The organism is Albimonas pacifica (genome assembly GCF_900113695.1).
GTDB lineage: Bacteria > Pseudomonadota > Alphaproteobacteria > Rhodobacterales > Rhodobacteraceae > Albimonas > Albimonas pacifica.
This window is the reverse complement of record NZ_FOQH01000008.1, coordinates 375,987-401,189: the sequence shown is the minus strand read 5'-3', so window position 1 is coordinate 401,189 and position 25,203 is coordinate 375,987. Positions and strand designations below refer to the sequence as shown.

At 74.9% G+C, this 25,203-nt stretch carries 24 protein-coding genes, 1 tRNA gene and 1 pseudogene; 12 read left to right on the top strand and 14 right to left on the bottom strand.

What is annotated here, in order from left to right:
• The 3 genes and pseudogenes from BM064_RS18990 to BM064_RS18980 all read right to left on the bottom strand — a co-directional run.
• Positions 1-499 (bottom strand): annotated as a pseudogene (locus BM064_RS18990) (UDP-N-acetylglucosamine 1-carboxyvinyltransferase); the annotation flags it as partial.
• Between the two features lie 155 nt (positions 500-654).
• Positions 655-1,011, bottom strand: coding sequence for an MmcQ/YjbR family DNA-binding protein (locus BM064_RS18985; protein ID WP_092862224.1), 357 nt, complete (start codon positions 1,009-1,011; stop codon positions 655-657).
• Positions 1,008-1,196: a hypothetical protein gene (locus BM064_RS18980; RefSeq protein WP_092862222.1), complete on the bottom strand. Its 189-nt coding sequence runs from the start codon at positions 1,194-1,196 to the stop codon at positions 1,008-1,010. Before BM064_RS18980 ends, BM064_RS18985 begins: the two co-directional genes overlap by 4 nt.
• Positions 1,197-1,430: 234 nt before the next feature.
• On the opposite strand from BM064_RS18980, the gene BM064_RS18975 reads away from it, so the two are divergent.
• From BM064_RS18975 to BM064_RS18965, 3 genes are all read left to right on the top strand, one after another.
• Positions 1,431-1,505, top strand: a tRNA-Thr gene (locus tag BM064_RS18975).
• Positions 1,506-1,701: 196 nt separating this feature from the next.
• Positions 1,702-2,454: a tyrosine-protein phosphatase gene (locus tag BM064_RS18970; protein WP_092862220.1), complete on the top strand. Its 753-nt coding sequence runs from the start codon at positions 1,702-1,704 to the stop codon at positions 2,452-2,454.
• A 137-nt stretch (positions 2,455-2,591) separates the two neighbouring features.
• Positions 2,592-3,056: a CYTH domain-containing protein gene (locus BM064_RS18965; RefSeq protein ID WP_092862218.1), complete on the top strand. Its 465-nt coding sequence runs from the start codon at positions 2,592-2,594 to the stop codon at positions 3,054-3,056.
• A 36-nt stretch (positions 3,057-3,092) separates the two neighbouring features.
• Here the strand turns inward: BM064_RS18965 and BM064_RS18960 are convergent, their stop codons facing one another.
• From BM064_RS18960 to BM064_RS18945, 4 genes are all read right to left on the bottom strand, one after another.
• On the bottom strand, positions 3,093-4,259 hold the full coding sequence (locus tag BM064_RS18960) for a DUF3616 domain-containing protein (protein ID WP_177236326.1): 1,167 nt from the start codon (positions 4,257-4,259) through the stop codon (positions 3,093-3,095).
• A gap of 399 nt (positions 4,260-4,658) precedes the next feature.
• Positions 4,659-6,635, bottom strand: a complete 1,977-nt coding sequence (locus BM064_RS18955; RefSeq protein WP_092862214.1) for an acetoacetate--CoA ligase — start codon at positions 6,633-6,635, stop codon at positions 4,659-4,661.
• Between the two features lie 449 nt (positions 6,636-7,084).
• Entirely contained in the window at positions 7,085-8,017 is a 933-nt protein-coding gene (locus BM064_RS18950) for a DUF2927 domain-containing protein (protein ID WP_092862212.1), read from the bottom strand.
• 188 nt (positions 8,018-8,205) lie between these two features.
• Positions 8,206-8,529 carry a hypothetical protein gene (locus BM064_RS18945; RefSeq protein ID WP_092862210.1) on the bottom strand — a complete coding sequence of 108 codons (324 nt, stop codon included), beginning with the start codon at positions 8,527-8,529 and terminating at the stop codon, positions 8,206-8,208.
• Between the two features lie 184 nt (positions 8,530-8,713).
• On the opposite strand from BM064_RS18945, the gene BM064_RS18940 reads away from it, so the two are divergent.
• The 4 genes from BM064_RS18940 (at position 8,714) to BM064_RS18925 (ending at position 11,348) form a co-directional block, all read left to right on the top strand.
• Entirely contained in the window at positions 8,714-8,968 is a 255-nt protein-coding gene (locus tag BM064_RS18940) for a DUF4169 family protein (protein ID WP_092862208.1), read from the top strand.
• Complete coding sequence (locus BM064_RS18935) at positions 8,965-9,228, top strand: ribbon-helix-helix domain-containing protein (protein WP_092862206.1); 264 nt, start codon at positions 8,965-8,967, stop codon at positions 9,226-9,228. Before BM064_RS18940 ends, BM064_RS18935 begins: the two co-directional genes overlap by 4 nt.
• Before the next feature lie 224 nt (positions 9,229-9,452).
• On the top strand, positions 9,453-10,709 hold the full coding sequence (locus BM064_RS18930) for a DUF2333 family protein (protein ID WP_092862204.1): 1,257 nt from the start codon (positions 9,453-9,455) through the stop codon (positions 10,707-10,709).
• Between the two features lie 129 nt (positions 10,710-10,838).
• Positions 10,839-11,348, top strand: a complete 510-nt coding sequence (locus BM064_RS18925) for a hypothetical protein (RefSeq protein ID WP_092862202.1) — start codon at positions 10,839-10,841, stop codon at positions 11,346-11,348.
• Positions 11,349-11,687: 339 nt separating this feature from the next.
• Here BM064_RS18925 and mepK read toward each other — a convergent pair whose 3' ends face one another.
• Positions 11,688-12,263, bottom strand: a complete 576-nt coding sequence (gene mepK / locus BM064_RS18920) for a YcbK family protein (protein WP_483860473.1) — start codon at positions 12,261-12,263, stop codon at positions 11,688-11,690.
• 359 nt (positions 12,264-12,622) lie between these two features.
• Here mepK and BM064_RS18915 point away from each other — a divergent pair, with 359 nt between their 5' ends.
• The 4 genes from BM064_RS18915 to BM064_RS18900 all read left to right on the top strand — a co-directional run bounded on the left by BM064_RS18915 (position 12,623) and on the right by BM064_RS18900 (position 17,551).
• Positions 12,623-14,407, top strand: coding sequence for a L,D-transpeptidase family protein (locus BM064_RS18915; RefSeq protein ID WP_092862198.1), 1,785 nt, complete (start codon positions 12,623-12,625; stop codon positions 14,405-14,407).
• 379 nt (positions 14,408-14,786) lie between these two features.
• Entirely contained in the window at positions 14,787-15,866 is a 1,080-nt protein-coding gene (gene lpxD, locus BM064_RS18910) for a UDP-3-O-(3-hydroxymyristoyl)glucosamine N-acyltransferase (protein WP_092862196.1), read from the top strand.
• Positions 15,867-16,017: 151 nt separating this feature from the next.
• Positions 16,018-16,320: a phosphopantetheine-binding protein gene (locus BM064_RS18905; protein WP_092862194.1), complete on the top strand. Its 303-nt coding sequence runs from the start codon at positions 16,018-16,020 to the stop codon at positions 16,318-16,320.
• A 4-nt stretch (positions 16,321-16,324) separates the two neighbouring features.
• Positions 16,325-17,551, top strand: a complete 1,227-nt coding sequence (locus tag BM064_RS18900) for a beta-ketoacyl-[acyl-carrier-protein] synthase family protein (protein ID WP_281244890.1) — start codon at positions 16,325-16,327, stop codon at positions 17,549-17,551.
• Between the two features lie 81 nt (positions 17,552-17,632).
• Here the strand turns inward: BM064_RS18900 and BM064_RS18895 are convergent, their stop codons facing one another.
• From BM064_RS18895 to BM064_RS18875, 5 genes are all read right to left on the bottom strand, one after another.
• Complete coding sequence (locus tag BM064_RS18895; protein ID WP_092862192.1) at positions 17,633-18,337, bottom strand: invasion associated locus B family protein; 705 nt, start codon at positions 18,335-18,337, stop codon at positions 17,633-17,635.
• Positions 18,338-18,743: 406 nt separating this feature from the next.
• A complete protein-coding gene (locus tag BM064_RS18890) occupies positions 18,744-19,682 on the bottom strand; it encodes a metal ABC transporter permease (protein WP_092862190.1) in 939 nt (312 codons plus the stop codon).
• Positions 19,679-20,896, bottom strand: coding sequence for a metal ABC transporter permease (locus BM064_RS18885; protein WP_092862188.1), 1,218 nt, complete (start codon positions 20,894-20,896; stop codon positions 19,679-19,681). The genes BM064_RS18890 and BM064_RS18885 overlap by 4 nt, the downstream gene beginning before the upstream one ends.
• Before the next feature lies 1 nt (position 20,897).
• A complete protein-coding gene (locus BM064_RS18880; protein WP_092862186.1) occupies positions 20,898-21,824 on the bottom strand; it encodes a metal ABC transporter ATP-binding protein in 927 nt (308 codons plus the stop codon).
• Between the two features lie 2 nt (positions 21,825-21,826).
• Positions 21,827-22,813: a metal ABC transporter solute-binding protein, Zn/Mn family gene (locus BM064_RS18875; RefSeq protein WP_092862184.1), complete on the bottom strand. Its 987-nt coding sequence runs from the start codon at positions 22,811-22,813 to the stop codon at positions 21,827-21,829.
• Positions 22,814-23,334: 521 nt separating this feature from the next.
• Here BM064_RS18875 and BM064_RS18870 point away from each other — a divergent pair.
• On the top strand, positions 23,335-24,153 hold the full coding sequence (locus BM064_RS18870; protein ID WP_092862182.1) for an SDR family NAD(P)-dependent oxidoreductase: 819 nt from the start codon (positions 23,335-23,337) through the stop codon (positions 24,151-24,153).
• An 11-nt stretch (positions 24,154-24,164) separates the two neighbouring features.
• Here the strand turns inward: BM064_RS18870 and BM064_RS18865 are convergent, their stop codons facing one another.
• Positions 24,165-24,950, bottom strand: coding sequence for a DUF2189 domain-containing protein (locus BM064_RS18865; protein ID WP_092862180.1), 786 nt, complete (start codon positions 24,948-24,950; stop codon positions 24,165-24,167).
• Positions 24,951-25,203 lie beyond the last annotated feature (253 nt).

The following is a 25,203-nucleotide window of genomic DNA, read 5'->3' as shown; positions in this document are numbered from 1 at the left end:
CGACCGAGACCAGCGGGAACTCCACGACCGCGCCTTTCAGCCCGCCGGGGGCCTCGGCGTGGACGTAGCCGTCGCGCAGATCCAGCGTCGCGCCCATCTTCTCCAGCGCCATCAGATGCAGGTCCACCGGCCGCGCGCCGATGGCGCAGCCGCCGGGCAGCGACACCTCGGCCCGTCCGTGGCGCGCGAGCAGGGGCCCCAGCACCAGGATCGAGGCGCGCATCTTGCGCACGATGTCGTAGTCCGCCCGGTGCGAGCCCAGCCCCGAGGCGCCGATCGCCAGCACCTTGCCCTCCTGCAGGGCCGCGATCTCGCAGCCCAGCGAGCTCAGCAGCTCGCGCATGGTGCGGATGTCGGCGAGGCGCGGCGCGTTGGTCAGCGTCAGCGGCTCGTCCGAGAGCAGCGCCGCGGGCATCAGCGCGAGGCAGGCGTTCTTGGCGCCCGAGATCGGGATCTCCCCATGCAGCGGCTTGCCGCCGCGGATCGCGATCCTGTCCATTGCGCCCCTCCTGAGTTCCGGCTTCCGCCCTGCGATAGCCCGCGCCGCGGGGCGGTTCAATGACGGCCAGGGGGCGAGGACGGGGCGGGCCTGCCCTCGAACCGCCACGGGGCCGGGCCGCGCGCGCGACGCCCGGACCGGGCAGGGCGCCGCGGTCAGTCCGCCGCGCCGGATCTCCGGGGACGCTTCGCGGCGATCAGCGCGTGGGAGCGGGCGAGGTTGAAGGCGACCTCCTCCCAGTCCGGCCCGCCGGGCGCGTCGAGGCGCAGGCCGATCCAGCCCTTGTGGCCCACGTAGGGCGGGCGGAAGAACCGCTCCGGCGCGGCCTCGATCAGCATCTCCTGCGCGCCCTCGGGCGCCTTCAGCCAGACCGAGAGCCGGCCCTTCGCCGTCGAGACCATGCCGAAGATCCCCGCCTCCACGCGGAAGGTCGGCTCGCCCCAGGCGATCTTCTCCGAGGCGCCGGGCAGGGCGAGCGCCAGCGCGCGCAGCCGCTCCAGCGGGGCGCTCATGGATCGGAGGGCGGGTCGTCGTCCCCGCCGCTCTCGCCGGACGGGGCGGCCCGGGCGGCGCGGCTGCGGTCCTTGCGGCGGCGCAGGTTGGCGCGCAGGGCTTCGGCCAGGCGCGCCTCGCGCTGCTCGGCCTCCGGGCTGGGTCTGCGGCGCGGAGCCTTGGGGGAGGGCGCATCGTCGGTCATGGCCCCTGCCTAGCTCCGCCGGGACGGGCCGTCCAGCGCGCGCGGACCCGGGGGAACGCCCCGGGGCGACCTTCCCCCGGTCCGCCTCTCCCGGACCGCTCCTGCGGAGATCCCGCCGCGACGGCCGCGACGCCTTCCGCAACGGCGCGGGACATGCGGCGGGATGGCGCGAAAATTCCTTGCAGGAGGGGTCTTGCGCTCCGGCCCCGAACACGTCATTACCCGCCCCGCACCGCCGCAGTAGCTCAGTGGTAGAGCGCACCCTTGGTAAGGGTGAGGTCGGGAGTTCAATCCTCCCCTGCGGCACCAGTGCTCTCCCCCCCGTTTCCGGATCGGTCCCGCGTCGCGGACAGGTCGCGCGCGCCGCGCGCAGGCCCCCTGCGCGGACGCGGCGCTTGATGGCGCGGCCGCGGGTCGTCAGCTTGGGCGCGACTCGCCCGACCCCGGCCCGACGCCCGGCGCATCGCGCCGGACCCGGGCGCTCCCGATTCCCGGACTTCTCCCGATGACCGACCCCCGCCTGATCCCGATCGCCGGCAGCCACAACATCCGCGACCTCGGCGGCTGGCCCACGCCCCATGGCGAGACCGCCTTCCGCCGGGCGCTGCGCGCCGACAGCCTGCACCGGCTGGACGCGGCCGGCATCGCCGCCCTGCGCGAGCTGGGCCTGACCCTGATCGTCGACCTGCGCCGCGCCGAGGAGCTGGCCGAGGCCCCCAATCCCTTCGCCGAGGGCGTCGAGGGGGTCGAGTATCGTCACGTCTCGCTCTTCGAGGACCTCGACCCCACCCGGATGCCCGAGATCGACGAGGAAGAGCCGCTGCTGGGCCTCTATTTCCTCGCGCTCGATCAGCGCGGGCCCGTGTTCGTGGAGATCCTGCGGCTGATCGCGCGGGCCGAGGACGGGGCGGCGCTGTTCCACTGCGCCGCCGGCAAGGACCGCACCGGCATGATCGCGGCCTTCCTGCTGCTGCTGGCAGGCGCCGAGCCCGAGGTGGTGGTCAGCGACTACGCCGCCACCCGGCCGCGGCTGCCCTCGCTGCTCGCCGCGCTCGAGGCCGACGCGCGGGCCCGGGGGCGGGAGCTGAACGCGGCCTATCTCGACGCCGATCCCGAGATGATGCGCGCCCTGCTGATGCATCTCGACCGCCGCCATGGCGGGGCCGAGGCCTACCTGCGCCGCCACGGCATGTCGGAGGCCGAGCTCGACGCGCTCCGCGCCCGGCTGCGCCCGGCGCCGGCGCGCGCGCCGGCCTGAGCCAGGGAGCGTCGCGGCCGTCCGCGACGGGCGGCCGCGTGCCCCGCGCCTCGCGCCGCGGCGTATTGCCGGGCGGGGCGCGAGTTGCTACGCGCCCCTCCTCCGGCCGCGCGCGCGGCGTCGTCGAAAGGGGCGCGATGCCCAGGGAGATCGAGCGGAAGTTCCTGGTCGCCGACGCGGGCTGGCGGCAGGCGGTCTCGACCAGCCTGCGCCTGCGCGACGGACTTCTGGCCAGCGTCGACGGGCGCAAGGTGCGGGTGCGCTGCCTCGAGGACCGCGCCTTCCTGACCGTGAAGGGCCCGCGCGAGGGCATCAGCCGCGACGAGTTCGAATACGAGATCCCGCTGGCGGACGGGCTGGCGATGCTCGATCACTGCCAGGGCGCGACGCTCGAGAAGACCCGACACCTGGTCCCCTTCGCCGGCTTCGAGTGGAGCGTGGACGAATACGCCCCGCCGCTCGACGGCGTGATCCTCGCCGAGATCGAGCTGCCCGCCGAGGACGCCGTCTTCGCCCGCCCGCCCTGGCTGGGGCGCGAGGTCACGGGCCGCGACGAATACCGCAAGATCACCATGCTCCGCGCCCGCCTGGCCCGTGCCTGAGGCGCGCGCCCCGCAGGTTCTCTGGGCGCGCCGGGCTCAGTCGAGGGTGAAGAGGTCGCCGGTCAGGCGGCCCTCGTCGGCGTCGGTGCGGTGGTTGTGGGGGCTGTCGTAGACGATCATCAGGCGGCGGTCCGCGCCCTCGCCCACGATCTCGAGCCCCTCGGCATTGTCGCCGCCGCGCTGGATGACGAGGTCGAGGATCCGGGGCAGGCGGTCGGCGCCGATCACCTCGCGGTCGAAATCGGCGGGGTCGAGGGCGAAGACCGACTGCAGCGCCTCGTGATCCGAGATCGCGCCCGACAGGATCAGCAGCCGGTCGCCGTCCCAGGCGAGGTCCCGGATCCCCTGGCCGTTGAGGTCGAGCGCGTGGATCGCGTAGCGCCGCCCGTCCTCGCGCTTGACGGGCTTCAGCTCGCCGGCCTGCGTCTCCTTCATCTCCAGCCGCACGATCAGCGCCCAGCCGCGCAGGACCGGGCCGCGCAGGCCCAGGATCACCTCGTTCCCGCGGGCGGCGATCCCCTCGATGTCGAAGCCGTTCTCCTTGCAGGGCAGGTCGATGAAGGGGGCGATCAGCGGGTCCTTCGCCAGCAGCTTGCGCAGGTAGGCGTCGCGGGTCCCGGTCATCGGCAGCATGGCCGCGCGCCGCTCGGGCGCCCCGTCGATCGGGTCGGAGACCGCGACCGGCTCGAACCGCCCGCCCGAGCGCTCGACCAGCGGCAGGCGGCCGAGGAAGCCGCGGTTGGGGTCCCAGTCGATGGAGGCGAGGTCCTTGAACTTCTTCGACCCCGGCTTGCCGCGCTTGAGCCCGTGCGAGCCGCAGACCCACAGCCAGCCGTCGGAGACCGCCAGCCCCTCGATGTCCATCTCGCCCCTGGCGCCCGCCGGCAGCTCGAACACGAGCCCCAGCGGGTAGGAGCGGTGGTCGAGCGCGCGCCCCGTGTCGGGATCCCAGTCGAGCCCCTCGACGGAGGCGGTCTCGTCGCAGGTCACGAAGAGCGTGCGGCCGGCGGCGGCGAGGCTGGAGACGTCGGCCCAGATCGGGTCGTCCACGTGGGCGATCCGGTCGTGGTGGGTGAACAGCATGTCCACCGTGGCGACGCGGTCGCGGTCGAGCTCGGGGAACGGCGCGGGGCCCTTGGGCGAGGCCTCCGCATCGTCGGATGTCGCGGCCTTGGCGGCCTGGGCCTTGGAACGGCGGGCCATGGATCCTCTCGGCTGGAAACGGGACGGCGCGAGTGTCGGGGACGCGGGGGGCGAGATCATGGCGAGCGGGGACGCAGGCGCCCTGCGGGCGGGCCTGGCTGCGTCGCGCGGAGCGGGCGAGGGACGGCGATGGGCAGACGTCGGAGCCTCCGGCGGGCTCCGGACTCACCCAAGAACAAGGCGCCCGCGCCTGTCCTCCGGATCCGTCCATCGCTTGGATCGCCTGAGCGACTCGGCCGCCCCGGTCAAGGACAAGCCGCGCAAGCGCGGTCGATGCGCGATCCCTGACCGGGGCGGCCGAGTCGCTCTGATCGGCATCCGCGATGGACGGCTCCGGAGAACAGGCGCTCCCGGCAGGGCCTGGGGCCGGGGGCGCCTCGGGGCGGGGCGGGGGACGGATCAGGCGGGGGCGGCGCGGGCGGCGGCGTAGGCCTCGAAGGCGTCGAAGGCGCGGGGGTTGGCCATCGAGTCGCGGTTCACCGCCTTCGCGCCGTCGACGCCGAGCAGGAGCTTCTTCACCGGGACCTCCAGCTTCTTGCCCGAGAGGGTGCGGGGGACCTCCGGGATCTGGACGATCTCGTCGGGGAGGTAGCGGGGGCCGACGGAGGCGCGGATGGCGGCGCGCAGCTTGTCCTTGAGCGCCTCGTCGAAGGCGACGCCCTCGCGCAGGACCACGAAGAGGGGCATGAAGCTGTCGCGGCCGAGGTATTCGAGGTCGACCACCAGGCTGTCGAGGATCTCGTCGAGCTCCTCGACGGCGCGGTAGATCTCGGATGTGCCCAGGCGCAGGCCGCGGCGGTTGATGGTGGCGTCGGAGCGCCCGTAGATCACCGCGCCCCCGGTGGGGGTGATGCGGATCCAGTCGCCGTGCTTCCACACGTTCGGCCAGGTCTCGAAATAGCTCTCGGCGTAGCGGGAACCGTCGGCGTCGCCCCAGAAATAGAGCGGCATCGAGGGCATGGGGCGGGTGCAGACCAGCTCGCCGACCTGGTTCTCGACCGGGCGGCCGTGCTCGTCCCAGGCCTCGACGCGGGCGCCGAGGAAGCGGCACTGCATCTCGCCGCGGCGCACGGGGAGCAGGATGCAGCCGCCCACGAAGGCGCCGGCGAAGTCGGTGCCCCCGGCGATGGGCGTGATCCAGACGTCGGCGACGTTGGCCTGGATCCAGTCGTAGGCCTCGGGGGCCAGCGGCGAGCCGGTGGAGCCGATGGCGCGCAGGCGGCCCAGGTCGGCCTCGGCCTTGGGCGAGACGCCGGCCTTCATCGAGGTGGAGAAGAAGGCGGCGCCGGCGCCCACGAAGGTGCAGCCGGCGCGGGCGGCGAAGCGCCAGAGCTCGGCCATGTCGGGCAGGTTGGGGGCGCCGTCGAAGATCGCCACCGTCACGCCGCGGGTCAGCGCGATCACCTGGCAGTTCCACATGATCCAGCCCGAGGCGGTCAGCCACAGGAACGTGTCGCCGTCGCGGATGTCGTTGTGGAGCGGGAACTTGGAGCCCTCGAGCAGGATCCCGCCGTGGCCGTGCACGATCGGCTTGGGCGTGCCGGTGGTGCCCGACGAGTAGACGATCCAGAGCGGGTGGTCGAAGGGCACGATCTCGGTGCGCGGCGGGCCCTGGGTTCCGGCGGTGGCGTCGGCCCAGCTTTCCCAGCCGTCGGGGCCGGGGGCGTCGATCACCGGGACCAGCAGGCGGCGGGCGAGGCCGGGGAGGCCGGCGGCGACCTCCTGCGCGAGGTCGAGGCGGGGGGTCTCGCGGCCGCCATGGGCGTAGCCGTCGGCGGCGATCAGCACCCTGGGGGTGATCTGGGCGAAGCGGCCGAGGATCGCGGTCGCGCCCATGTCGGGCGAGCACAGCGACCAGGTGGCGCCGATGGAGGCCGTGGCGAGGCAGGCGATCACCGACTCGGGCCCGTTGGGCAGAATCGCGCAGACCCGGTCGCCGGGGGCGACGCCCCAGCCGCGCAGGGTCTGCGCCAGCGAGGCGGCGCGGTCGGCGAGCTCGCCCCAGGTCACCGTGCCCTCGCCCCTCTCCGAGCGCCAGCGCAGGGCGGGGGCGTCGCGGCCGTTGGTCTCGACATGGCGCCAGACCTGGTCGGCCCAGTTCAGCGTCGCGCCCTCGAACCACCGGGCGCCGGGCATGACCTCGCGGTCGATCACGCGGGTCTCGCGGGTGGCGAAGGGCAGGTCCCAGAAGTCGATCAGCGAGGTCCAGAAGCCCTCGAGCTCGGTCGTCGACCACTCCCACAGCGCGTCGTAGTCGGGGAAGGCGAGGCCGCGCTCGGAGGCCAGCCAGCGCATGTAGCGCGCCATCTCGGAGCTCTGCGCGAGCTCGGCCGACGGGGTCCAGATGATCGGCTCTTCGGGGAACGTCTCGGTCATGCATTTCCTCCCTGCGCCGGGGCGCCTCGTCACGGGCGCCGCGCGGCGGTCGGGGCGGAGCATAGGGCGGGGGCGGGGGCGCGGGAAGGGGAGCGGGACGCAGGCGCCCTGCGGGCGGGCCTGGCTGGGGAGCGCCTGCGGGGGCGGGGCGGGGATCGGGGAGGGGGGAGCCTCCGGCGGGCTCCGGACTCACCCAAGAACAAGCCCGCGCCTGTTCTCCGGATCCGTCCATCGCGTCTGATGCCTGAGCGAGTCGCCCGGGGCGGTCAAGGACGAGCCCCCCTGCGGGGGGTCGCTGCGCGATCCTTGACCGCCCCCGGCGACTCGCTCCGATCGGCATCCGCGATGGACGGCTCCGGAGAACAGGCGCTCGGCGAGGCGTGATCGGCGTCGCGCCCCGGCGCGGGGCGGCGGGCGGGGGCGCAGGGGGCGGGGACGTCCGGGGCGGGTCAGTCGGGGGCGGGCGCGGCGAGGGCGTCGACGAGGGCGCGGATCGCGGGCTCGGCCTCCTCGAGGGTCATGCCGGTCGTCAGGCGCGGGTCGTAGAGGATCGAGAGGGCCAGCCAGTCGTAGCTCGTCGGGATCGTCTCGGCGCCGTCGTCGTTGAACATCGTCTGCGCCACCGTGCGGCTGTCGTTGATCGGGCCCAGCGCCTGGATCACCTCCTCGTAGACGCATTCGGAGAGGTGGGGCGAGACCTCCAGCGCCACCACCGACAGCGCCAGCTCGGCCGAGCCCTCGTCGCGGAAGCGAACCTCGGCGAAGCAGACCGGGCGGCCGCGCATCACGAAGGGCAGGGCGAGGCGATCGAAGCGGCGGGCGGCCAGCGCCTCGTCCGCGCCGGCGAGGCGCGAGAGGCCCACCAGGCTCTCCTTCAGCCAGGCGCGCCGGCCCACGAAGATCATCAGGCCGGGCGGGCCGTCCCAGAGCTCGATGCGCGAGCGGGGGATCAGGGTCAGGCCGGTCAGGGCGGGCAGCTTCTCGGCCAGCAGGCGGAACGGGCCCCAGAAGGCGGGATTGGAGGCGAAGTCGGGATCGTCGGAATAGACCTCCACCGGCACGCCGCCGCGGCGGAAACGGCGCAGGCGGGCGTCGGACCAGTGGGCGGCGTCGCCGGGGAGCTGGAAGAGCTCGCGCCCGAAGCCGATGTCGAGCACGAGCTGGCGCAGGATCTCGGGGTCGAGCGCCTCGCCGCCCGGCAGGCGGATCGTCGCGCGCGGGTCCACGGCCTCGGAGGCGGGGGCGCCCGGCGCGGGCGCGGCGGGGGCCGGCTGCGCCTCGCCGGCGGCGGGGGAGGGGGCGGTCGCCTGCGCGGCCGCGGGCGGCGGCGCGAGCAGCGACGCGGCCAGCAGCGGCAGGGCGAGGAGCGCGGGTCGGATCATCGGGCCTCCGGATTCGGTGGGCCCAGGATGCCCCCCCATCGCGGCGAGGGCGAGGCGCCGAGCCGCTCCGCCCGGCGGGGGCGGACGCAGGGGACGCGCGCGGACGGCGGACCAGGCGCGAGGCCCGGCGCGCGGTCAGGGGGGCGCGCGTCCCGGCGCATCGACCGGGACGCGCGTGCGGCGCAGGATCAGGCGGCGGGCGCCGGGGCTTTCTCGTCCTCCAGCGTCAGGGGCCAGGGGAACAGGATGCGCAGGCCGCGCCAGATCAGCCAGCAGAGGGGGATCAGCAGGACCGCCTCGGCCCAGAACACCACGCCGGCCTCGCCGGACAGGGCCTCGGCGACCGCGGCGGTGATGCCGTAGGCGGCGTCGAACACCACGATGTAGCTGACCGTGGCGCCGAACATGTAGCCCCCGATCCCGGGCCGCCGCCCGGGTCGGTTCAGCCAGATCCGCGCGAGGGAGAACAGGACGAACCCGGCATAAAGAGCGGGCAGGCCATAGCGAAGCATCGAAGGAGGCTCCAACAGGGCGGGCGAGCGCGCGCCGCGCCTCAGGCGCCGGCACGTCGCCGGCGATGGGGAGATTTGGGATCGCCCGCCCCCGAGCGCAAGCGCCGACCCGACAGGAGCGGACGGCAGGCTCTCGCGCCCGCCGCGGGCCTTGGCTATGGTCGGGCCGGCAAGGGAGACGCCGATGGCCGAGATCATCAACCTGCGCCGGGCCCGCAAGCAGCGCGGCCGGGACGCGCGCCGCAAGGCCGGCGACGAGAACGCCGCCCGCCACGGCCGCAGCGCCGCCGAAAGGGCCCGCGAGGCGGCCGAGGCGACGCTCGCCCGCCGCCGCCTCGACGGCCACCGCCGGGACGAGACGGGCGAGACCGGCGGGGAGGCCGAGGAAGATGCCGGCGGGAACCCGGACCGGGACGTGCCGGACGCGCCGCGGGAATGAGCCCGGCCCCCTACGCCCCGCCCGAGAAACGCTCGCTGACGCTGCGCGGGCACCGCAGCTCGGTCTCGCTGGAGCCGGAGTTCTGGGCGGCCTTCCGCGCCGTCGCCGCGCGCCGGGGGCAGGCGCTGAACGCGCTCGCGGCCGAGATCGACGCGGGACGGCCGCCGGAGGTGGGGCTGGCCTGCGCGCTGCGCACCTTCGTGCTGCGCGAGGCGCTCGCCGGTCGCATCGCCGGACCCGCGGACGCCGGCGCGCCCTGACGGCGACGGGCCGGCGCCGGTCCGTTCCCGGTCGATCTGCGCCGGCGCCTTCCGCGGCGCGCGACGGGCTCCGGCGGTCGGGCTGCAAGGGCTTTCGGGCCGCGGTCAGCCTCCCGCGCGGCCCGGCCCGCGTCCAACCGCGGCGCCCCGACGCCCCCCTTCGGCTTTTACTGTCGCGCCCGAGCCGCTACCTCTTAGTCGCCGAAGCGAAACCGGAGCGCCTTATGACCCGCATCGTCGACTTCCTGGTGGAGATCCTGGAGCGGATCGGGCGGTTCTTCGGCATTCGCCGCAAGACCGACCCCGACGATCCCTTCGCCGACCCCAACCGCGGCGCCTTCCGCCGCATCCTGGGCGCGCTGCCGGCGATCCTCGTGATCGTGGCGATCGTCTACGTGGGCGTGCTGTTCTGGCGGTTCTGCTTCTACCCGGGCATGGACATCGCCTATCCCCAGCGGGTGATCCCGCAGGAGGGCGTGGTGCTCGACCGCCCCGAGGTGACCACGCCCGACGCCGCGCAGACCGAGCCCGGCGGCTCGACCACCGCCAGCGCCGACGCGGGCCTTCCGGCGGGCGACACCACCGCGGCGGGCAACTCCGACCCGCGCACCTGCGCCCACTCGCGCATCGTGCAGATGCAGGTCGGGCTGCTGGACCTGATGGTCAACCAGAACCCCTGGGTTCCGGGCGATCCGCAGTACCGGCTGGGCTTCTTCGGCCTGATCGACTTCGCCGACACGCCCTGGTTCGACAACAAGGCCGCCATGCAGATGGGAATGCTGACGGTGGTGCGGCGGGTGTCGCTGGACCTCGCCGACACGCTCGGGCGCGTGCGCGGCACGTCGGAGGCCGACCCCGACCTGCAGGCCGCCCAGGGCCGCCTGCGGGTCAACGAGCGGGCCTGGGTGCTCAACAACCCCTTCGACCCTCAGCTGCAGACGGTGATGGAGGGGGCCGAGCAGTCCTATCGGGGCGCGATCCCGCTCTATCAGACCTACAACGACCGGCTCGGCGCCTGCAACGCGCTCTTCGACGTGCGCCGCGACAACCTGCGCACGCTGATCGACCGGCTGGCGGCCGACCTCGGCTCGATGGCCTCGCGGCTCAACAGCCGCGCCAAGGCGATGGAGTGGTCGGTCGAGCGCAAGGCCTTCGTCGAGGCGGGCGGCAACAACCGCGGCTACTTCGACTTCCACGCCGACAACCTGTTCCACGAGGCGCGCGGCGAGCTCTTCGCGCTCCACGGCGTGCTGCAGGCGGTGCGCCAGGACTTCGCGCGCACCATCGAGGTGTCGGACCTGCTCCAGGTCTGGGACCGGATGGAGGCGCATATCGCCGAGGGCGTGCGCCTCGATCCGATGATCGTCGCCAACGGGCGCGAGGACGGCACGCTGACCCCCGACCACCTGTCGGTGATGGGCGAGAAGCTGCTGCGCGCGCGGGCGAACATGGTGGAACTGCGCGACATCCTCGACCGCTGAGCTCGGGGCGCGCCCTGCGGTCCGGGGCGCTCGACCCCGCCCGCCGGGTCGGGCAGGATGGGGCCTGGCCGCCGCGCGGACGGGGCGGCCGCGTGGGCGTGACCGTGCGTGTCGGAGGGCGGGTCGAACATGGCGAGCACCGAGGCCGGGCCGCGCCGCGGGCGCAGCGTCCGCGGGGCGAAGATCTCCGTCGCCGCGTCCTTCGTGCTGCTGATCGCGATCGCGCTGCACGGGCTGACGCTGGGGCTCGGACAGGCGCTCGGCCCCGACGCGCGCATGGCGGGGTGGATCGAGGCGCTGGCCGCGCGCACCGATCCCGACGCCGCCGCCCGGCTGGAGCTTTTCGAGATCCGCCGGCGGTTCCGCGACCGGGTCGCCCAGTGCACAGGCGTCGCCGCGAGCACCTGGCCCGTGCATCTCGACGACATGCCCGGGCGGGCGCTGCTGCGCCATGGCTCCGAGGCGATGCCCTCGTTGACGGTGGATTTCACGGCGCTGCAGGCCTCGGGCCTGGGCGGCGACTTCCTGCGCCGCGGCGAGGGCGGCGAGATCCCGCCCGAGCGGATCGAGGAGATCCTCGCCGCGGGCCTGCTGGGCGTGTTCGAGCCCGGCAGCCCCTGTCCCCCCTCCGCCGACTGAGCGCCGGGGGGGGGGGCAGGGCGCTCCTTGCCCCTGACGACTGCCGTGCGGCCCTCCGCTCGGCTTGAGCCCTGCGCGGGCGTGGCGGCGTCTGGCGTGAGGCCCCGTGCGCGCCTGCACGCGCCCCGCACGCCCTTCATGCGAAGATGCGCCTCGGGACTTCGTCCAGCCTTCCGCGGGCGGCCGGCGTGAGCGCCCGCATGCATGCAGTGTGGGGGCGTGAAACGGCGACGGCCGGGCGCAGGGCCCGGCCGATCCGCTCGTCTTCATGGCCCGCGCCCCGAGGGGCGCCGGCGATGCCCCGGGTCGGGGCGGTCGGCCGAGGGGAGCGCCTTCGGCTCAGGCGCCCCAGGTGCGCACCGGACCGCAGTCCATGTGCACGAAGTTCGACCGCGAGTAGCGCCCGACGCCGCCGGCGCTCAGGCTCTCGGCCGCGCCGGCGATCTGGCGCACCGAGCGGCTCTTCAGCTTCACGTCCACGGCCATCGCGCGGGTGTGGTAGCTGTTGCGCGCCACGCCCGAGGAGCGCTGGCGCATCGCGGCGTTGGTCTGCGGCGAGCGGTAGCCCGACACGACCTCGAACGGCTCGTCGACGTCCATCTTGCGATGGGCCGCGGCGAGCACGTCCAGCGCGCGCTCGTGGTAGGGCTTCACCAGGTCGGCGCGCCAGTCCCGAAGGATGCCGCTGATCTCCTGGAGAGCCTCCGGCACGTACTCGCCGTCGATCCAGTACACCGCGTCGAGCCGCTCCTGCAGCCGCGAGTTGACGAGCTGGATGCGCCGGTAAGCGCCCTTGCCGGTGTTGAGTGACGGCGCTGCAAGGGCCTGCCCGCCCATGCCTGCCGCGACGAGCCCGCCGGCCAGCCCTACAAGGGCCGCACGACGGGACAAACGCCCGAAATCGGTCGGTTTCACTGTCTGTCGCCTCGTTCGTCCTTGCCGATGTTCCTCGGCGGTTTTTGGTGGACGAGGGGACTATGACACAGCGGGGCCGAGGGAAAAAGTGGCAGATTCGCAGCGGTTTCCCCGTCCGGCGCCTCAAAATCGGCGCCTGTCGCACGATGAAACGATCCACTGCCTGCCGGTCGGGCAGGGCGCCGCAGGATGGAGCGCGCCGCCGCCTGTCGGGGACCGCGCGCCGCACGCCCCCGTATCTGCGGCGGAATTCACACGCCCCCGCGGCTGCGCGACGATCTCCCGCCACGTCGCCTCGTCCCCCCCGGACGTTCGCGCTATGGTCTTCCAAAGCGGATCCCTGTGTCAGAGGCGCCACTATGTCGTTCAAGTTCCACATTGCCGCCGCATTCGCCCTGGGCGGCCTCGCCTCGGGCGCGACGGCGCTGACCGCCGGCCCCGCCGCCGCCCAGACCGCGGGCCTCGCATCGGCCCCGTCGGCGCCCGGCGCGTCCTCGCCTGCGTCCGACGTTCCCACCACGCCCGCCCCCGCGGCGACGGCGACGTCCAGCCCCGCGTCCGGGGCCGCGTCGGTCTCGCTCCTCGCTCCCTCGGCGCCCGCCGCGGTCTCGCCGGCCACGCCGGTGCAGGCGGCGATCCTGCGCGCCGCGGCCGGGGACGAGGCGGTGCTCGCCTGGTACCAGTCGCGCCAGGGCCGGCCGGCCTGGAACGTCGCCGGCGGCTCGATGGACGCGCAGGCGCTGCTCGCGCGGCTCGACGCGGCCGAGAGCCACGCGCTGCCCGCCGCAGCCTACTCGCCCGCCGCCCTGCGCGCCCGCGCGCAGCAGACGCCGGACGGCCAGGACCACCCCGAAGACGTGGCGCAGCTCGAGCTCGACCTGACCCGCGCGCTGCTGCGCTACGCGGGCGACATGGCCGCGGGCGCGCTGAAGCCGAGCCGGGTCGACTCCGAGATCCACGTGTTCCCCGAGCGGCCGGAGACGACCGCGATCCTCGCCGGCGCCGCGGCCTCGCCCGAGCTGGGCGCCTGGCTCGATGCGCTCGCGCCGCGCGATCCCGGCTACGCCCCGCTGCGCGAGGTCTACGCGCGCCTGCAGAAGGAGGCCGAAGCCGGCGGCTGGCGCGCCACGCTCTCCGAGGGCGGCACGCTGCGGGTGGGCGACGCGGGCCCCCGCGTGACCCAGCTTCGCGCACGGCTGGCCGAGCTTGGCGAGCACGCCCCCGCCTCGGCGCAGCCCGAGCTCTACGACGCCGGTCTCGAGCAGGCGGTGATGGGCTTCCAGCGCCGCCACGGGCTCAACGACGACGGCATCGCCGGCGCGCGGACCTTCGCCGCGCTCGGCGCGGACGTGGGCTTCCGCATCCGCCAGGTGGCGGTGAACCTCGAGCGGATGCGCTGGGCGCCCGACGACCTGGGCCGCAAGTACATCGTGGTGAACCAGCCCGACTACCGCATGCGCCTCTACGAGGACGGCAAGCTGATCCACGAGACGCGCGTGGTCATCGGCCAGAAGCGCCACCGCACGCCGGAGTTCATCGACATGATGGACCACATGGTGATCAACCCGTCGTGGAACGTGCCCCGCTCGATCGCGACGAACGAGATCCTGCCGGCGCTGCGCAAGGACCCCGACTACCTGGCCAAGCAGAACATGCAGCTGATCGCCACCGACGGCGGGCCGGTGCCGGCGGATCCGGCCTTCCACGACTGGGAGCAGTATTCCAAGGGCTACTTCCCCTACCGGGTGAAGCAGGCGCCGGGCGACCACAACGCGCTGGGGAAGGTGAAGTTCATGTTCCCCAACCAGTTCTCGATCTACCTGCACGACACGCCGTCGAAGAGCCTGTTCAAGCGCGACGCGCGGGCCTTCTCCCACGGCTGCGTGCGCGTCGAGAACCCGTTCGAGCTGGCCTACATCCTGCTCGCCCCGCAGTACGACGACCCGCAGGCGGCGTTCCACTCGATCCTCGACTCGGGGCGCGAGCGCTGGGTGAACCTCGACGAACCGGTGCGCGTGAACCTCACCTACCGCACCGCCTGGGTCGACGAGACCGGGTCCGCCCAGTTCCGCGAGGACGTCTACGGCCGCGACGAGGCGGTCTGGGCCGCCCTGGAGGAGAAGGGCCTGGCGCCCGCCCTCTGAGCGGCGCGGCGCGCCGGGCGCGCCTTCCCGCGACGAATCGAGACCAGCAGGGGCCGCCTCCCGGGGCGGCCCTTTCCCATCGCGGGGCGCGGCCGTGCGGGCAGGGTCGGGGGCGGCTCTCGCGCCCGCTGCGCGGACGCATCGCCCGCCCGCCGACCCCGTCTCGATCCCCGGCGCTGCGCCGCGCGCGCCATCCCGCCGGCGGCGGGGTCGGCGGGCGGGCGTCCCGGCCGCGAAGCGGACGGCAGAGCCGACCCCGACCCCGCGCCTGGAGCGTCGCGCCCGATCTCGCGCACGCGCGCCCGGAGGGACTGGCCGCGGGGGCGCCCGCCCGCTAAGCAGGGGCCCGCCGATCCGCCCGCCGCCCTGGGAGCCCGCCATGACCCCGCACCGCATCGCCGACGTCGCCGCCGCCCTCGGCCTTGAGCATGCCGGGGACGGCGACCTGGTGGTGCGCGCGCCGGCCCCTCCCGCGCAGGCGGGACCCGAAGAGCTGGCGGTGGCGATGGACCCGAAGTTCCTGGGCGACCTCGCCAAAGGCCGGGCCCGCGCGGCGGTGCTGCCGGCGGGAGCCGACTGGCAGGGGCTCGGCCTCGCCGCGGCGATCTTCGCGCCGCGTGCGCGCTACGCGATGGCGGGGCTGACCGCGCGCTTCCAGCATCCGCTCGACGCGCCGGCGGGGGTGCATCCCTCGGCCATCGTCGACCCCTCGGCGCAGATCGGGCCGGGCGCCTCGATCGGGCCCTTCGTCGTGATCGGGCGCGACGTGACCATCGGCGCCAACGCGCGCATCCTCTCCCACGTCTCCATCGGCGCCGGGGCGCGGATCGGCGACGACGCGCTGCTGATGGAGGGGGTGCGCATCGGCGCGCGCACCCGCATCGGCCACCGTTTCGTCGCCCATCCCAACGCCGTCGCGGGCGCCGACGGCTTCAGCTTCGTCACGCCCGAGCCCGGCGCGGTCGAGGCCGCCAAGGACCGCGGCGCCTCGGACGTCTTCGGCGCGGCGGCGACGGTCTACGTGCGCATCCACTCGCTGGGCTCGGTCGCGATCGGCGACGACGTGGAGCTGGGCGCCGGCGCCTGCCTCGACCGCGGCACGCTGAAGGACACCACCATCGGCAACGGCACCAAGATCGACAACCTCGTGCAGGTCGGCCACAACGTGACCGTCGGCGAGCACTGCCTGCTCTGCGCCCATGTCGGCATCGCGGGCTCGGCGGTGATCCAGGACCGGGTGGTTCTGGGCGGCAAGGCCGGCGTCGCCGACCACCTGACCATCGGCCACGACAGCGTCGTCGCCGGCGGCTCGGGGGTGGGGGCCAACGTGCCGCCGCGCTCGGTGATGATCGGCTCGCCGGCGATCAAGCGCGACGAGTTCAACCGCATGTGGATGGCCATGCGCCGCCTGCCGCGGGCCATGGACAAGCTGCGCGAGCTGACCGGCGGCCTGCGCTGAGGTCGCCCGCCCCGCGTCCCACTGGCGCTCCCCTCTTGCGGCGGCGGCGATTCCGCCTTTCCTGACCCGGACCGAGGGGGTAACACGACCCTCGGGCGGGACCGTCGCGCAGCGCCGGCCCCGGGATTGCGCCGATCCGTGGGAGGTCGAGATGACCGATGCCGCCGCTGTTTCCGCCGCCGACGCCGCCGACGACGAGGTCGCCCTCGAGGTGATCCGCATCGTGGCCGAGCAGGCGGTGCTCGACCCCTCGGAGGTCAAGCTGACCTCCACCCCCGACGAACTGGGCATCGACAGCCTCGGCATGGTCGAGGCGGTCTTCGCCATCGAGGAGGCTTTCGACGTCTCGATCCCGTTCAACGCCAACGACCCCGCGCAGAGCGAGTTCGAGATCGAGAACGTGGCCGCCATCGTCGCGGGCGTGAAACGCCTGATCGCCGCGCGGGAGGCGTGAGCCGGTGAGCGCCCCCTCCGGCGCGCGCCGGGTCGTGGTCACCGGCATGGGCGTGGTCTCCGCGCTCGGCCTCGACGCGCCCGCCCACTGGGCGGCCCTGAAGGCGGGCGTCTGCGGCATCGGCCCGCTGGAGCTGCGCGACCTCGACCGGCTGAGCGCGAAGGTCGGCGCGCAGGCGAAGGGCTTCGTGGGCGAGGACCGTTTCGACCGCTCCCAGCTCGCGCTCTACGACCGCCACACCCAGTTCGCCCTGACCGCCGCCGCCGAGGCGTGGGCGCAGGCCGATCCGGGGCTGAGCGAGGAGGAGGCCCTGCGCGCCGCCGTCGTCATCGGCACGGCGCTGCCGGGGATGCAGACCTTCGACGACAGCTACCGGGCGGTGTTCGAGGAGGGCAGGAGCCGGGTGCATCCCTTCGTAGTGCCGCGCCTGATGGTCTCGGCCCCGGCCTCCCACATCTCGATGGCGCACGGGCTGAAGGGGCCGACCTTCTCGGTCTCGACCGCCTGCGCCTCGGCCAACCACGCCATCGGCCAGGCCTTCCACCTGGTGCGCTCCGGCGCGGCCGAGCTCGCGGTGGCGGGCGGGGCGGAGGCGCCGCTGACCTTCGGCGCGATGAAGGCCTGGGAAGGGCTGCGGGTGATGACCCGCGACGTCTGCCGCCCGTTCTCGAAGGGCCGGGCCGGCATGGCGATCGGCGAGGGCGCCGGCGTCTTCGTGCTCGAAAGCCGGGACCGGGCCGAGGCGCGCGGCGCGACGATCCTCGCCGAGATCGCGGGCTTCGGCATGTCGGCGGATGCGGGCGACATCGTGCAGCCCTCGGCCGACGGGGCGGCGCGGGCGATCCGCGCGGCGCTCGCCGACGGCGGGCTCGCGCCCGAGGAGATCGTCTACGTGAACGCCCACGGCACCGGCACCGCCGCCAACGACCGCACCGAGACGGCGGCGCTGCGCGCGGTCTTCGGCGGCCAGGCCGACGCGCTCTCGGTCTCCTCCACCAAGTCGATGCACGGCCATGCGCTGGGGGCGGCGGGGGCGCTGGAGTTCGCCGCGGTCCTTGGCGCGCTGGGCGAGGGGGTGATCCCGCCCACGGTCAACTACGAGGCGCCGGACCCCGAGTGCGATCTCGACGTGACGCCCAACGCGGCGCGCACGCGCGAGGTCCCGGCCGCGATCTCCAACGCCTTCGCCTTCGGCGGGCTGAACGCGGTGCTGGCGCTGCGCCGGGGCTGAGGACAGAACGGACGGGGCCGGAAAGCGGACGGGCCGCCCCCTGGGGGGCGGCCCGTCGCGTTTCGCCGATGCGGCGAGGGATCAGTTCGCGGCGAGCGCGTTGTAGGCGGCGGTGAAGCCCGAGAGCGAGATCGGCACCTCGTACTGCTGGCCGCCCTGGCCCTGGGGCACCACGAAGCCGAACTTGGCGGTGGCGCCCTTCTTCAGGCCGGAGACCATCGCGTTGGGCAGGGGCTCGCGCATCAGGCAGCCCTCGGCGAGGCAGATCGAGAACTGGCCGCGCTGCGCCTCGGAGCTGTCGATCTGCAGGCTCAGGCCCTCGCGCAGGAACACGCCGAGGGGGACGCGCACGTCCATCACGGCCTCGACCGTGCCCTGCTGGGTCTGCTGCGGGGGGATGCGGCGGATCGAGAGCTCCATGACCTCGCGGCCGTCGCCGTTGTAGCCGAGCTGGCGCATGATGCAGGGCGGCTTGCCGTCGAGGCACAGGATCGACCAGTCGCCATGGGTCGCGACCACCTGCGGCTGCGGGCCGGCGGGCTGCTGCTGCTGCTGCTGCGGGGCGGGCTGGGCCTGCGGGGCGGGGGCGGCGGGCGCGGCCGGCGCCTGGGCCGCGGGCGCCTCGGCGGCGGGGGCCTGCGCAGGCGCCGGGGCCTGGGCGGGGGCCGGCGTGGCGGCGGGGTCGCTCGTCCCGGTCTGCTGGGCGAGCGCGGGCGCCGCGGCCCCGGCCAGCAGCGCGGCGAGCGCCGCGAGGCGGAGGGAAGAGCGGACGTGAGTTCTCGGCATGTCGGTTCCTGTGCGCTTCGGGCTCGGGTCTGCGCGGCGCGGGTCCGCTCGCCTGGGTCCGGATCCGCTCCGGGGAAGGGGGGCGAGGGTCGGCCGCGGCTCGGCTCGGTCCCGCGTTCTCGCCGCCGCGAAAGGCGAAATCAAGGCCCGGACCGGGAGAGGCCCCGAGACCTCTCCCAAAAATGAAAAGGACGCCCTCCCAAGCGTCCTTTTCCCGCATGCGCGGTGTTCTTTGGTCGGTCCGCTCCCCGTCTCGCCCGGTGCCCGGGTTCTCGGCGGGGGCGGACCTTGCAGGTCCCTGTCGGACTGGCCGTGCCAATCGCAAGGGGGACGCTACGGTGAGTCGCAGGGGGGGTCAAGTCCCCAGCAAGGCGCTCAAGAGACGATAATGCGACAGGGCAAATCGTCAGGCTGCCGTAGCGCCCGCGCGACGCCGCCGGGGACCGGCCAGACAGGCCGCGGCGAGGATCGCGCCGGCCACCACCGCGATCATCCCCGCGGCGCTGACCGCGTCCGGCCGGCCGAACCATCCGGGCCCGTAGCCCGCCAGCACGTAGCCCCCGATCGCCGAGATCGCGGCGAAGACCAGGCTCCACGCCACCTGCCGCCCGAGCCGGTCGGTCATCAGCCGCGCGGCCGCGGGCGGGCAGACGAACATGGCGATGACGATGATCGAGCCGACGGCGTCGAAGGCCGCGACCGCCGCCACCGCCGTCGCCGCCGCCAGCCCCGCCCCGATCAGCCCCGTCGGCAGGCCGATGGCCGAGGCATGGGCGGGATCGAAGGTGGTCAGCGCCAGCTCCTTCCAGAACAGGCGGGTCAGCAGGGCGATGGCGACCAGCACCACCGCCAGCCGCGGCGCGGCCTCGGGCAATGTGGCCAGCGCGGCGGGGTCGAGCAGCGAGCCCCAGCCCATCGCGTCGAACCAGATCAGCGACTCGAGGTTGCCGTAGAGCGCATGCTGCACGTCGAGATGGACCGAGGAGGCGTCCGACCGCTCCAGCAGCAGGACGCCCGCCGCGAAGAGCGCGGTGAACACCACGCCCATCGCCGCCCCGCTCTCGATCCGGCCCAGCCGGCGCACCGCCTCGATCAGCGCCACCGCGACGAGGGCGGCGGCGCCCGCGCCCAGCAGCATCGGCCAGGCGGCGACGGTCCCGGTCAGCAGGAACGCCAGCACGATGCCCGGCAGCGCCACGTGGGAGATCGCGTCCCCGATCAGCGCCTGGCGGCGCAGCAGCAGGAAGTTGCCGGGCAGCGCGCAGGCGAGGCAGGCCAGCAGCCCCACCAGCATCGGCGGCAGCGAGATCATCACGAACTCGGGCGAGAGGATCTCCTCGATCATGCCAGCGCCTCCGGACGGGCGAGGCCGCGGTCGATCCGGGCGATCTGGTCGGGGGTCAGGCTCTCGCCGATGGGGGTCAGGCCGTCGTAGCGCTCGGCGACGCCGGCCTCGGGCAGCAGGCGGCGGGCGAGCGACCAGCGCGCCTCGTCGAGCGCGGCGGCCGCGGCGGCTGCGCGCCCGGCCTCGGTCATCGCGCCGTCGCGCCGGATCCAGCCGCGGGCGAGCAGAAGGCGCAGGGTCAGCCGGTCGTAGACCGCCTCGCCCCGCGCCAGCGCCAGCAGGCCCTGGCGCAGGTGGACGCGCGCCTCGAGCCGCCGGCGGCGCAGGAGGGCCGCAAGCACCCCGCGGCGCGGCGAGACCAGGAAGGAGACGGCGAAGATCGCGAAGGCCGCCAGCACGATGATCGGCCCGGTGGGCAGGCGCGCCTCGATCGAGGAGATGGCCGCGCCGACATATCCCGCGACGCCCCCGAAGGCGGTGGCGAGCAGGGCGAGCGTCGAGACCCGGTCGGTCCAGAAGCGCGCCGCCACCGGCGGGATGATCAGCAGCGCCACGATCAGGACGAGGCCCACGATCTTGAGCCCCACCACCGTCACCAGCAGCGCCACGCCCATCATCGCGAGGTCGGTGCGCCAGACGCCGACGCCGGTCGCCTCGGCATGTTCGGGGTCGAAGGCGACCAGCGTCATCGGGCGGCGCAGCGCGAAGACCAGCGCCGCGGCGATGGCGCCCGCGACGGCGATGGTCACCGCCTCGGACTGCAGCATCCCGGCGGTGGAGCCGAGCAGGAACCCCTCGAGCCCCGCCGCCTTGCCCGCCGGCACGATCTGGATGACCGTCAGCAGCACGATCCCCAGCCCGAAGGAGACCGAGAGCACCGCGCCGATGGCCGCGTCCTCGGCGAGCCGGGTGGCGCGCGTGATCCAGGCGACGAGCGCGAGGCCAAGGCCCGCCGAGATCGCCGAGCCCAGCATCAGCCCGGGCAGGAAGCGCCCGTCGCCCCCGAAGGCGACCATGACGAGGAAGGCCGCGGCGACGCCGGGCAGGGTGGCATGGCTGGCGGCGTCCGAGACCAGCGCGCGCTTGCGCAGGAACAGGAACGCCCCCGCGCCGCCCGCCGCCAGCCCCAGCATCCCCGCGCCGAGGGCGACGAGGGAGGCGTTCCAGCCGGCCTGGAGCGTCAGCGCCGCGACGAGGGCTGCGAGCGCCTCCATCTCAGCGCGCCGCCGCGCCGGGGGGCGGGGCGGGGGGCGATCCGGCCGGCGTGGCCGGGATCGCGCCCGGCGCCGCGAGGCCGGCGGTGGCGAGACGCCCGCCGTAGGCCGCCTGCAGGTTCGCCTCGGTGAAGGTCTCGGCGACCGGCCCTTCGGCGATGCGGGCGCCGTTCAGGAGCAGGACGCGGTCGAAATACGCGGCGACGGTCGACAGGTCATGATGCACGCAGGCGACCGTGCGGCCCGCGTCGCGCAGCGACTGCAGGACCGAGACCAGCACCGTCTCGGTCGCCGCGTCGACGCCGGCGAAGGGCTCGTCGAGGAGGTAGAGGTCCGCGTCCTGCGCCAGCGCGCGGGCCAGGAACACGCGCTGCTGCTGGCCGCCCGAGAGCTGGCCGATCTGGCGCTCGGCGAAGGCCTCCATCCCGACCCGCGCGAGGCAGGCGCGCGCCGTCTCGCGGTGGCGCCGGCCAGGCAGGCGGAACAGGCCCATGCGCGGGTAGAGGCCCATCATCACCACGTCCTCGGCCAGCGCCGGGAAGTCCCAGTCGACGCTCGCGCGCTGGGGGACGTAGGCGACGCGGTGGCGGGCCCTGGCGAAGGGCTTGCCGAAGACGGTCGCCTCGCCCGCCACCCTGGGGATCACGCCCAGCGCGCCCTTGAGGAAGGTGGACTTGCCCGCGCCGTTGGGCCCCACGATGGCGGTCATCGAGCCGGCGGGCAGGGTCGCGTCGACGCCGAACACCGCGGGCTTGCCGCCGTAGGCGACCGTCAGCCCCCGCACGCAGAGCGGCGCGTCGGCGGCCGCGTCCGGGGCCGGCGTCGCGCCCGCGCCGCGTTCGGGCCCCTGCGCCAGGGGCGGGCGGGCGCTGGCGGGCAGCGCCTGGGAAAGGGGCGAGCGGGCGGCGAAACTCTCGAGCAGGCGCATGGTCAGAGCCCCGCCGACAGGCGGCCGTCCATGCCGCGGGCGGGGGCGTTCCCACCCAGCGCGCGGGCGACGGCGGTGACGTTGTGGTCGATCATGCCGGGATAGGTGCCTTCGTAGGTTCCGGGCAGCCCCATGGCGTCGGAGAACAGCTCCGCCCCCACCGAGGCCGCGTGGCCGCGGGCCTGCGCGCCCTCGATCAGGGCGCGGACGTTGCGCTCGGGCACCGAGCTTTCCACGAACACCGCCGGGATGCCGCGGGCCACGAGCAGGCCGACCAGCTCCTCGATGCGGGCGAGGCCGGCCTCGGATTCGGTGGAGATGCCCTGGATGCCCATCACCTCGAAGCCGTAGGCGCGCCCGAAGTAGCGGAAGGCGTCATGGGCGGAGACGAGCGCGCGCCGCTCCTGCGGCACCGAGGCCAGGACCTCGCGGGCGTAGGCGTCGAGCCGCAGGAGGGTCTGCGCGGTCGCCTCGGCGCCCGCGGCGTAGTCGGCCGCCCCCTCGGGGTCGAGCTCGCTCAGCCGGGCCTGCAGGGTCGGCACGAGGCGGGACCAGAGGGCGGGGTCCATCCACACATGGGGGTCCCAGCGGCCGGCGTAGTCCTCCGAGCCCAGGCGCAGGCCCTCGGGGATAGAGGCCTCGGCCACCGCCAGCACCGGGCGGCGGGCGGAGAGCTCGTCCAGGAACTCCTCCATCTGCGCCTCGAGATAGAGGCCGTTGGCGAGCACCAGGTCGGCGCGGGCCATCTTCACGATGTCGGTGCGGGTCTGGCGGTAGGCGTGGGGGTCGACGCCGGGACCCATCAGGGCCGCGACCGCGAGCCGCCCGCCCCCGATCATCCGCGCGAGGTCGGCGATCATCGAGGTGGTGGCGACGACCTGCAGGGGCGCGGCCGCGCGGGCGCCGCCGGGCAGGGCCGCGGCGAGGGGCAGGGCGGCGAGGCCTGCGAGCAGCGCGCGTCGGGTAGGCGGAAGCGTCGAGGGGGGCATGCGGGGGCGGGGCCTTGCTGGCTGCAATTGAGAAGCGTTCTCAAAATAGATGGCGCCGCAGCGTCCGACGTCAAGGGGATTCCGCGACGCGACGTCCGAATTGCGGGCAGGACGGCGCCGGCGCCTGCGGGGCAGGCGCTCGACGACGCAGGGCGCCGCCGAAATCGGCGAGGGGCGTCTGCGGCGGCAGGCGCGCAGCCGACTCTGCGAAGACGATCCGAGTGCGGGGCGCCGATCTTCTCCGGACCGTCGACGACTCGCGTTCGCCCGCATGGCTTTCACGGGATCGGGGCGCGCCGGCGCCGTTCCTCGGGCGCCGTGCGGCGCGCAAGCGCCCCCGCGGCGGCGACGACCGCGGGCGAGGCGCCTGCGGGCCGCGGCGGCGACGGCGGCCGGCGCGCGCGCGTCCGCGATACGACCCTGCAGGGGGCGCGCGTCCGCGCCCTGCTGACAAGCGAGGCCGGGCGGGCGATGCTGGGGGCATGACCGCTCCTGCTCCCAACGCCCGGACTCTCGCCTGAATGCCGCCTCGCGCTCCCTGGCCGCCGCGCCATGCCGTGATTTCAGGCGGCTCCTCGGGCATCGGGCTCGCGATGGCGCAGGCGCTGGCGGCGCAGGGGACGGGGCTGACGCTGCTCGCCCGCGACCCGGCGCGGCTGGAGGCGGCGGCGGGCGCGGTCCGCGCCGCGGCGCCGGGGGTCGAGGTCGCGACGCAGCCCTGCGACATCCGCGACGCCGAGGCCACGGCGCGCGCCGTGGCGGCGGCGGAGGCGCGGGCGCCGCTCGACCTCGCGGTCGCCTGCGCGGGCGTGGTGCGGGCGGGGGGCTTCGCCGATCTGCCCGCCCAGGCGCATCGCGAGCTGATGGAGACCAACTATTTCGGCGTCCTCAACCTGCTGCGCCCGGCGCTCGGCCCGATGAGGGCGCGGGGGGCGGGGCGGGTCCTGATCGTGGGCTCGGCGGCGGGGCTGGCGGGGTTCTGGGGCTACTCCGCCTACGCCCCCACCAAGTTCGCCCTGCGCGGGCTCGCCGAGGCGCTGCGGGCCGAATGCGCGCCCGACGGGGTCAGCGTCTCGATCGGCCATCCGCCGGACACCGAGACCCCCCAGCTCGCCGCCGAGCGGGCGGAGCGGCCCCCCCAGCTCGTCGCCATCGCCGCGACCGCGCCGCCGCGCGAGGCGCGCGCGGTCGCGGCGGCGCTGCTGGCGGGCGCGCGGCGGGGGCGGGCGGACGTGCCGGTGGGGGCGCTGGCCTGGGCGCTCCTGCGCCTCGCGCCCGCGGTGCGCCCGGCGGTGGACGCCTGGTTCGACCGGGTCGCGGCGAGGGCGGGGCGGGGCTAGGCGCGCCGCGCTCAGGCCTCGGGCGCCACGGCGCGCTTGTAGAGGTGCCAGGTGGCGTGGCCCAGCACCGGCAGCGTCACCAGCAGGCCCAGGAAGCCCGCCAGGATCGAGACCATCATCAGCGCCGTCACCGTCAGCCCCCAGCCGATCATCGGCGCGGGCGAGGTCGTGACCGCCTTCACCGAGGTGATGATCGCGGTGATGAAGTCGCGGTCGCGCTCCAGCAGCAGCGGGATCGCCACCACGGTCGTCGAGAACAGCACGAGGGCGAGGAAGCCGCCGACCAGCGTGCCGACGGCGAGGAAGGTCAGGCCCTCGGTCGTGGTGAACACCAGCTCCAGGAACTGCCCGAAGGAGGAGAAGGACATGTTCTGCATGGTCAGCACCATGATCGTGCGGATCTGGTAGAACCATACGAAGCAGATGAAGAGGGTGACGAAGGCCATCCAGCCGAGCTCGCGCTTGCGCTGCGCGAACACCACCCCCAGCACCGAGGCCCAGTCGAGCCGCTGCCCGGCGGCGAGCCGGCGGGAGACGTCGTAGAGGCCGACGGCGACGAAGGGCCCCATCAGCGGGAAGGCGAGGGCGAGGGGCAGCATCAGCCAGGGGGCCTGGACCCAGCTCAGCAGCAGCCACATGATCCAGCCGCCCAGCACGTAGACGCCGCCGAAGAAGAGGCCGAAGCGGGGGGCGCGGCGGAAGTCGGAGACGCCGGCGCGGAAGGCCTCGCCGAGGTCGTCGTAGCCGATGGGCCGCACCTGCGGCATGGGCCGGGGCCGGATCGTCGCCTGGGTCATGGATGCGCCTCCCGTCGCCGGGCCGTCGCTCGCGCGGCCCTTGCCCCGATCATGCCCCAGCGTCGCCCCGGGCGGAAGACGCCGCGCACGCCGCGCGCCGGCCGCCGCGCCGGCCGCAGGGCCCCGCCCGCGCGGCGCTCCGACCGGTGCGCCCGTGGCGAGCGGCGCCATCGGCGTCGGATGGGGAGTCTTCGCCGGGCAGGCCCGGCGGCCCCGGCGGAGCCGCGCGTCGGCCCGCGCGCCCGGGGGCAGG